The sequence below is a fragment of the Microcoleus sp. Pol1C5 genome (assembly GCF_036701115.1).
GTDB lineage: Bacteria > Cyanobacteriota > Cyanobacteriia > Cyanobacteriales > Microcoleaceae > Microcoleus.
Genome location: NZ_JAUBQE010000041.1, coordinates 66,362 through 74,753, shown reverse-complemented (window position 1 = coordinate 74,753; position 8,392 = coordinate 66,362). Strand labels below are relative to the sequence as shown.

Here is an 8,392-nt window from a genome sequence, read left to right as displayed (position 1 = left end):
TTACTACCGATCGCCTAGAATTGTTAAAACTGTTATCTGCCCAAATTGCTATTTCTATTGAGAATGCTCAACTTTACAAAAATTTACAGGAGTTTAATCAAAACTTAGAGCAATTAGTGAGCGATCGTACTCAACAATTATCGAACACCCTAGAGGCTTTAAAAGCCACCCAAACTCAGCTAGTCGAATCTGAAAAAATGGCATCTCTGGGAGGATTAGTTGCTGGTGTTGCTCATGAAATTAATACTCCCATCGGAGTGGGTGTCACTGTTGCTTCAGCTTTGGCAGAAAATACCACCGAATTTGCATCTATTTATAAAAGTGGCAAAATGAAGCGCTCGGATTTAGAAGAATTTGTCGATATTGCTACTCAAAGCAGTAAGGCACTTTTAATTAACCTAGATCGGGCGGCAGCCTTGATTCAAAGCTTTAAGCAAGTAGCAGTCGATCGCTCTAGCGAAGAACGGCGTACTTTCCAGATCAGACCTTATCTTGATGAAATTTTATTACAATTAAAACCAAAGTTGAAAAATAGCCAACACTCGCTTAAAATTAAGGGAGATAGCAAAATTGCTATCGATTCTTATCCAGGAGCCTTGTCCCAAGTTGTGACAAACTTGCTGATCAATTCTCTGATTCATGCCTACGAACCAGGGATTTCTGGGGAACTACTCTTTGCTTGGGAGCAAGAAGGTAATCGGCTAAGGTTTGAATACGCCGATCAAGGTAAAGGTATTCCCCCAGAAAACTTAAGTAAAATTTTTGAACCCTTCTTTACCACTAAGCGTGGTCAAGGTGGCAGTGGGTTAGGGTTACATATTGTTTACAATTTAGTCACTCAAAAACTAAAAGGTGAAATTGAATGTCTAAGTGAGTGGGGAAGAGGAACCAAGTTTATTATTAAATTACCAATGCAAATTGATTCACAAATGTAGAGTCCCAATTCCGATTTCCTGGCAAAGATAACTAAGTAAGTCCACCTCATTAAAAATAAAATAAGGATGACTGAAAAGGTTGCTGTGTAACTCTTCTTTCTTCGGCATTTTTCTTAACAGGTTTTCTAACTTCAAATCTAAACATTAGTAAAAAATAAAGGTGTACAGCAATGAAAAGTGATTTTGACGATTTGTTAACTAAACCATCTGCAGAAACAGTATTCTTTGCCGAAGCAATCGACTCCAATGATGAAATATTTTTTGCTGATGAAACCACAGAAGAAAAGCTGACTGAAAGTTGGAAAATTTTAGTTGTAGATGATGAGGCTCAAGTTCACACAGCTACCGAAATTTCACTAAGGAAGTTTGTCTTTGAAAATAAATCTTTAACCTTCATTAATGCTTACTCGGCTCGTGAAGCTAAACAGCTAATCCAAGAAAATCCTGATGTTGCCATCATCTTACTTGATGTAATTATGGAAACAGATGATGCTGGCTTAAACTTTGTTAAATATGTCCGAGAAGTTTTAGGCAATCAGTTAGTGCGAATTATTTTACGCACGGGTCAACCCGGACAAGTACCTGAAAAAAACATTATTATCAATTACGATATCAATGACTATAAAACTAAAACTGAATTAACGACATCAAAGCTATACACTACGATGCTAACAGCTTTGAGAAGTTTTTCTCTAAGTCAGAATTTGCAGTCGGAAATAGAGCGCCGCAAACAAGTAGAGAAAGCACTCCGTATCAGTCAAGAAAAAGAATACCAAAAATCTCTTGCCTTAGAACATTTTGTCAAAGAACTGCAAGAAACACAGCTCCAGTTAGTTCAGAGTGAAAAAATGTCTAGTCTAGGTCAATTAGTTGCAGGTGTCGCTCATGAAATCAACAATCCGGTTAACTTTATTTACGGCAATCTCTCCCACGCCAACGACTATATTAAAGAACTCATTAATATGTTGAATCTTTACCAACGGTATTACCCGCAACCAGAAGCAGAAATTGTTCATGAAATAGAAGATGCAGAGTTACCATTTATCATAGATGATTTACCAAAATTGCTTTCTTCCATGCAGTTAGGGATCGAACGCATTCGCAATATAGTTCACTCTCTACGCAATTTTTCGCGGTTGGACGAAACTGAAATTAAATCAGTAGATATCCACGAAGGCATTAATAGCACTTTGCTGATCTTACAGCACAGACTAAAGGCTAAGTCCGATCGGCCTGCTATTAATGTGATAAAAGACTATGGTGCATTGCCGCTTGTGAACTGTTATGCCGGTCAGCTCAATCAGGTGTTTATGAACCTTTTAGCGAATGCTATAGATGCTTTAGAAGAGCGGCTAAGTAGAGAAGATGGTGCAGTTTTTAAACCCCAGATTTTGATTCATACTGAAGTGGTACCCGGCAATTCGCATGACAACATTAGCTCGGCTTCCCACATCCTGGTAACAATTTCTGATAATGGTGTGGGCATGACAGAGAAAGTTCGTGCTAAACTTTTCACTCCCTTTTTTACTACTAAGCCTATAGGAAAAGGTACAGGCATGGGATTGTCCATCAGCAGAAAAATTCTGATAGAAAAACACTGCGGTCAATTAGAGTGTATTTCTACGCCTGAGCAGGGAACCCAGTTTATTATTGATCTGCCGACAATCTGTAGATCGACTAAGCTCGCCACCGTAGCGAATGCCTAGAAAACTTATCTGGCTGAATTGATCGTATATCGGTTTTCAGTTGCATGAGAATAGGGTAATTGCTAATTCCTCATTAATCGGAATTCTGAGAGAATTTTTTCCCGCATCAAGTTTCCCCCTTTTCTGGGGTGTTACTTGATGCAATACGCTTCATTTCGTGCTAAAACTTTTGAACCAATTGGGATTATTTTTAATCAATGGAAGTGCTATTTTATGTGACAGATTGCTGGAAAGTTGACCGAAGTTTTAGTGCTGATTCAAGTAAAATTATGAGCACAAACTATAGGAAAAGACTTGACGGAAAAAATACAATATGAAGACATTATTTTACTCATTTCAAAGAAAAAACTTTGGCTACTCTAAATCTGAACAAAGGCTCAGATACTCCGTTGGATCGATTATTAATTCACCCTTCCCAAAGTTGCCGATATTGCAATTCCATATCAAAATCAAAGAAATTATTTTGTTTTATGCGATCGCCGGCGTTGCTTAGTGATACCCTAATTCAGAAACGGCTTTTTGTATAGTAATTTAATCCAGCCGATCAAGGCTCTTCGCTTTGCCGTAAATGCCGCCAGATTTCTTGATGACATACGTACCAAAAATACAGGGCTAAATTCACAAGAGCTAATAATTTAGTACCATCTTCTAATATCGCGTGTAGTCCTTGATTTGGAGTGTGTAAAATATCCTCCAACCGCGAGATAGCAAACAAGATGAATGCTGCAACTAATGGCACGTAAGGAGTGGTTTTGATGTATCGCAAAAACTTAACTAGGTAAAGGAAAACAGCACTACCATAACACAAATAAATTAATTTCTTAGATATTCCCAACCGAGACATAATCAAAGTCATCCGAAACCTGTCATCCAGGTAAAGGACTCCCAGGAGTAAAGCACTAAAAAATAAGAATATCGCCGCTCGACTCTGCGGCTCTTTTTGTCGCAACACTCCGAACGTAAATGCACAAATTGCGACTGAGAGGCACCCGGTAACTTCGGAAACTCCGGTTAGAATTCCGTCGTAAGGCAACCAGAAATTAAAAGGATCGCTAAATAGGCGTTCAAGTCCGCGTCCCTTGTTGTTGAATTGGGCATATACGCTCAGCCCGCCCAAAATCCCAATAGTCAGAATGTTAAAAAAAGCTAAAAGCGGTACACCAAAAAAGTGTTTCTTGAAAACTTTTAAAGAATTTGATAACTTGGGAAGTTTATCGAATAAAGGCATATGCTTCATAAAAAATGTCTCTAAGCAATAGAGTTCGTTAATTATTCACTGGTAGCCAAACCACAAAGGTAGTGCCACGATCCGTTGGATATAATAAATTAGTTTCTGCAAAGGGTAGCCATTCAGGATTGAGTGGGGAAAATACTTCTATTTCTCCTTGCATTTGGCGGACTAAATCGCGGGCGATCGCCAAACCCAATCCTGTGCCAGGAATTTCCGTCTGCGCTTTTTCTCCCCGGTAGTGCCGTTCAAATAAATGCTCTAAATCCTGGGGAGGAATGCCGGAACCTGTGTCGCTGACGGCAACTGCTATGGCAGGCAATTGGCTGTATCCTGCCCGATCGCCATCCGCTGCTTTATACCTTACTTTAATATAAATTTGGCGGCCGGCAGGGGTATATTTCAAAGCATTGTCAATTAAATTGCTCAAAACCTCGCGCAAAGCTCGATCGTTCGCTGAGACTGGCGGCAAATCAGCCGCAATGTCAGCTACCAATTTCAGATTCCTTTCAGATGCGATCGCCTCGGCGGAAGTTAACAGCGGTTTTAAGACTTCTGTAACAAAACAGGATTCCTCCACATTGGCCACAGGTGACAGCGACAGAGGAGAATGCCGGATTGATTCGACATTGGAGATTGCTTTTTCTGAACTCCCCGATCGCAGTTTTAGATGTGCTTCGCCGGTGTCAACAGTTCGATCGAACTGGCCGAGCAACTCTTGCAGCCGATCGCTCTCTCGGACAATGCTAAAAGCCACATTGCGGTTTTTGTCTTCCGGTACCAGCCGCCGCGCTAACAGCTTGCCAAAAGTTCGCAACGCTGTCAGCGGACTTTTGAACTGGTGCAGCAAATTGTGCATCGTGTCGTAAACCTGAGCCTGGATTTGCCGACTCGTACCCAATTCCTGCTGCATCCACTGCGATCGCTGGTCTAAAATGCAGGCTAGGGCTAAGGTGCGAGCAATTTGTTGTATTTGAGCCTCTTCTCGCTCGTTCCAAGGCCTGTCTTGCCGACCGCTGACTAGAAGTCCCATTACAGCTCCCTCGTGTATCAGAGGCGTCACTATTTGCATCCGCTGCTGCCACAAATTCTCCGGGCCTTGGCACTGATGGGAACTGCGCTCCTTGCCCGGAAGTCGCTCGGGTGCGATCGCCCCCACCGTTGATTCTTCCACAGGCCGAACCGGCGGCGCCAGCAGTCGCGCTACTGGTTTTACTGTCGAGCTTTCGGAAGATTGCAACCTCAACCCCTGATTTTCTTCCGATTCGGCTGAGGTTTCTGGGTAAACCGCGATCGGCACCAACTTTGCTTCGCTGCCTTCTACCAACTCTTGTGTCAGGTATACCGCGCTGAATTTCGCTCCCAAACTAACGGCGATGGCCACCTGCGAGCGGCAAAGTTTGACAAATTCTGAACTGGCTGGCATTAACATGAGCGCCACATTAAGATATCTAACGGAATTCTAAGTAAATTACAAACGATCGGCTACCGATTACTGATGAGAGACTTCTAGGTTTCAGGTTTCTTCCCTTTGATAGAAGGCAGCTATGTTGAAGGCATGGGGCTTTCATGAACCAAAATTGCCCCGCATCTCCCTCCGCGCAGCTTCCACCGATCCCCAACCTTGGATCTTGCCGGAACTTGCGGCCAACCATACCACAACCCCTACACTTTTGTCGATCGGCACGAATGTTAAGATTATGTCGATATATTAAAAACAGTTGAATTTTTGAGCTAGAACGGATATACTGGCCTCGGATTTGGTAGCTATCATTACAACCTGTCTGCTCATACTGTCTGCTCACAGAGGAGGTAAAGAAATTGGCCAGGAGACGCAAACGCAAGAGTCGCCGCCGACAAGAAGGACGCAGAATTTTAGAGTGTGTGCCTCAATATAGCATCGAGAGCGGCGAAGATAAACCCGTAACAGCGGCTCGCAAGTTCATCCATGCAGAAGGCATTGCTCCCCCAGCTTTGCTGTTAGTCAAGCGTAACGAGCATACCACTGACAGATACTTCTGGGCTGAAAAAGGTTTATTTGGAGCCCAATACGTAGAAGAGAACCATTTCTTGTTTCCCAGCTTAAAGGTGATGTTGGAAGCTACCACAGAAAAAATTCCTGTGGTGTCCGCCAGCCGCGCATAGCTGAAAATGTTTAGCTCAAAACATTGACAGCAATGTTTTTCTAAGTCTTTTAACAAAAGCGCGAGAGTTCTCATTGTCTGGAGAGTGCCAACTGAAATTTATGCGAAAAGTCCTTAGGAATTAGGGTATAAGGAGCCATCGCAACAGGCTTGATCGCAGCCCAAGGGCGATCGCCACAATTGGCACTTTCACGATAATGGTTTTTTTTTACTGTTTGGTCGATCGAACAAGTGGATCAAAAAAACAGCCACTGGTTTATCAACGAGAGAGCCGCTCTTGAGTTATGGGCTTGTCAGCTCGAAGTCGAACTACGGCATCTAGCATATCAAAAAACGTTCCGCGTCAAACTTTTAATCGAGCGGTTTCAAATCTAAAGCTTTTTGCATGGCTGCTAGTTCATCGCGGTGAGCTCGGACAGTAACAAAGCTCTTGGTTTGGCTTCCCGACTCAGCAACTGATTCGAGTTTGAGCGAGACTTGCTCAGAGCGTCCAGCTTTTTTCCAGTAAAATACCCCCGCCAGCGGGGACAGCAGTACCAAAGCTAGGAAAATTTGGCCCTGCTGGGGAACTAGCATTCCCAAAACCAGTCCCAAGCACAGAGCGCCACCTGCACTCAGCAGAGTTAGAAAAATAGCTAGAAACCAACTCGGCCGCACAAAACCCTCAAACGTGACTTTATAGTTGGGGGCATCGACGGCTGCAACTCGGTAAGCTCTATCGGCAAAATACTGTTGTAAGTCGGCTAACAGTGACTCTTGAGCGCTCTCGGAAGCCAGCTTGACTTGTTCGATTCGATCTTTGACTGAAGCCTTGATGAAGAAAAACAAGCCAACAGCCAGCAGTAGCGTTAGCACAAATGTTGAAGGAAGAACAGCAGTATCCATCGGTAGAAGTTTGTGTAATTGAAATTATCTACTATTACTTTACATAACTTGACATACGAAAGCGATCGAGGACTTACGCAGACACTTTGTTATCAAAATTCGCAGAAAGCTTCTTCTGCAAGGCGTTTTGCTCTCCATCACCCAATTCCCATATCTCCCCATCATCCCTAATTCTCAAGTGACAATGCGTAAGTCCTGACGTAGTGTAGCTGCTTTAATCGCTGTGCGGCGGGCGATCGAGCAAAGCGAAGGCAAAGAAGGCAAATCGCTTTGCAAGTAGCGCCAGCATCTCCAGGGTTTAGGCATCCGATTCCAACTCGGCTAACCTGTGTGACCAGTTTCTAAGGCGCGGGGCCGACGCCCTGACGCGCCGTTTCCCTGACCTATATACTCGTGCCAGAGACGAGCGAGGTCTTGAGCTTGGTGCCGCCACTCAGGGAGGATTTGATACATCCGGCGGGGGCGGCCGCGTCCTTCTACTTTTTTCCAGTAACCCGTGATTACGGCTTCATCTTCTAGGAATTTCAGAGCACTGTAGAGAACGGTATCAGAAAGTCGGTAGATGGGGAATTCCCTCTCTAGTTGGCCAATCAGTTCTGTACCGTAGGAATCTCCGCGCAATAACACGGAGAGAATGTAGCACACAGCTAATTCCTTGTTTAGATAAACAGGAGGGGGGTCTTGAAAAAATTGATAGATATGTTCAAACTTCATCTGTCTTGTCCGCTGGAAACTCTCGTGATACCGTCAGGTTAACGGGAGAGGAAAGCGGGGCGGGGGATGCCGCTTCCTAATGATTAAGTGGGACATTGGGGAAACAGAGGTGCAGTATTTCCCCAGTGAATGTTGATGGCCCCAAAGGCTTGTCCTGCACTTCGGTAATGTTTGCCTGCCCCTTGGTTGAGGAGGACTGCCGTAACTAGCGCAATTTTTTCCTCTTCCAATCTATCGCAGCGACTATTGTCAAGTGTGCGATCGCCTGCAAGAGTTGGCAGTTACTTTGGGAGTTAGTGTTTTAACTGAATTTGCAGTTAATGTTTGCGCTCAAGCGCAGGCTTTAAACCGAACTCAGGCCTAACATGGCGCGCAGTGTAAAAGTTAGAAAGACAAAAGTCGCTACTATCGAACTAATCAGGGCGATCGCAGTTGCCGGTCGATCGAGCAGGGGTTTGAGTCGCTCGAACAGGAAAAAGAAAATTCCCAGACATATCGTAATGAAAAAGCGCGGGTAGCGAGAGACGTTATTAATAAAATCTTGCATGAGCTTGGTGGGGTAAAGTGTCACAGTTCGATCTTTGACTGGTAACACTTGTGAGCGAGTTAGACAATTTTGGCACAGCCGGAGCTAAATCTGCCAATCGGGCGATCGGGCATTTTTGCCGGCGAGGCTGACATATATAATTCTAACGAAATTTTTTTTCTGAGCGATCGGGCACTCTCTGTTTAATGCCACGCCACCTCCGGTAAGAACTTCAGAAGTATGTCTATTGAGTT

10 protein-coding genes are annotated in these 8,392 nt (G+C 43.8%); 4 read left to right on the top strand and 6 right to left on the bottom strand.

Annotated elements, in window-relative coordinates:
* Positions 1–935: GAF domain-containing sensor histidine kinase (locus QUA23_RS21610; protein WP_333078063.1), on the top strand; the 935-nt coding region annotated here is incomplete at its 5' end.
* Between the two features lie 170 nt (positions 936–1,105).
* Complete coding sequence (locus tag QUA23_RS21605; RefSeq protein ID WP_333078062.1) at positions 1,106–2,641, top strand: ATP-binding protein; 1,536 nt, start codon at positions 1,106–1,108, stop codon at positions 2,639–2,641.
* Between the two features lie 544 nt (positions 2,642–3,185).
* Here the strand turns inward: QUA23_RS21605 and QUA23_RS21600 are convergent.
* Positions 3,186–3,878, bottom strand: coding sequence for a hypothetical protein (locus tag QUA23_RS21600; RefSeq protein ID WP_333078060.1), 693 nt, complete (start codon positions 3,876–3,878; stop codon positions 3,186–3,188).
* A 28-nt stretch (positions 3,879–3,906) separates the two neighbouring features.
* Complete coding sequence (locus tag QUA23_RS21595) at positions 3,907–5,295, bottom strand: sensor histidine kinase (protein ID WP_333078059.1); 1,389 nt, start codon at positions 5,293–5,295, stop codon at positions 3,907–3,909.
* 121 nt (positions 5,296–5,416) lie between these two features.
* Between QUA23_RS21595 and QUA23_RS21590 the strand changes: the two genes are divergently transcribed.
* Positions 5,417–5,584: a hypothetical protein gene (locus QUA23_RS21590; RefSeq protein WP_333078058.1), complete on the top strand. Its 168-nt coding sequence runs from the start codon at positions 5,417–5,419 to the stop codon at positions 5,582–5,584.
* 106 nt (positions 5,585–5,690) lie between these two features.
* On the top strand, positions 5,691–6,014 hold the full coding sequence (locus tag QUA23_RS21585) for a DUF3155 domain-containing protein (RefSeq protein ID WP_006635576.1): 324 nt from the start codon (positions 5,691–5,693) through the stop codon (positions 6,012–6,014).
* A gap of 350 nt (positions 6,015–6,364) precedes the next feature.
* Here QUA23_RS21585 and QUA23_RS21580 read toward each other — a convergent pair whose 3' ends face one another.
* The 4 genes from QUA23_RS21580 to QUA23_RS21565 form a co-directional block, all read right to left on the bottom strand.
* Positions 6,365–6,898 carry a cofactor assembly of complex C subunit B gene (locus tag QUA23_RS21580; protein WP_006635575.1) on the bottom strand — a complete coding sequence of 178 codons (534 nt, stop codon included), beginning with the start codon at positions 6,896–6,898 and terminating at the stop codon, positions 6,365–6,367.
* 174 nt (positions 6,899–7,072) lie between these two features.
* Positions 7,073–7,204, bottom strand: coding sequence for a hypothetical protein (locus tag QUA23_RS21575; protein WP_333078057.1), 132 nt, complete (start codon positions 7,202–7,204; stop codon positions 7,073–7,075).
* A 15-nt stretch (positions 7,205–7,219) separates the two neighbouring features.
* Positions 7,220–7,612, bottom strand: a complete 393-nt coding sequence (locus QUA23_RS21570; RefSeq protein WP_293144339.1) for a PadR family transcriptional regulator — start codon at positions 7,610–7,612, stop codon at positions 7,220–7,222.
* Between the two features lie 343 nt (positions 7,613–7,955).
* On the bottom strand, positions 7,956–8,159 hold the full coding sequence (locus tag QUA23_RS21565) for a DUF751 family protein (RefSeq protein WP_190657763.1): 204 nt from the start codon (positions 8,157–8,159) through the stop codon (positions 7,956–7,958).
* Positions 8,160–8,392: the final 233 nt, after the last annotated feature.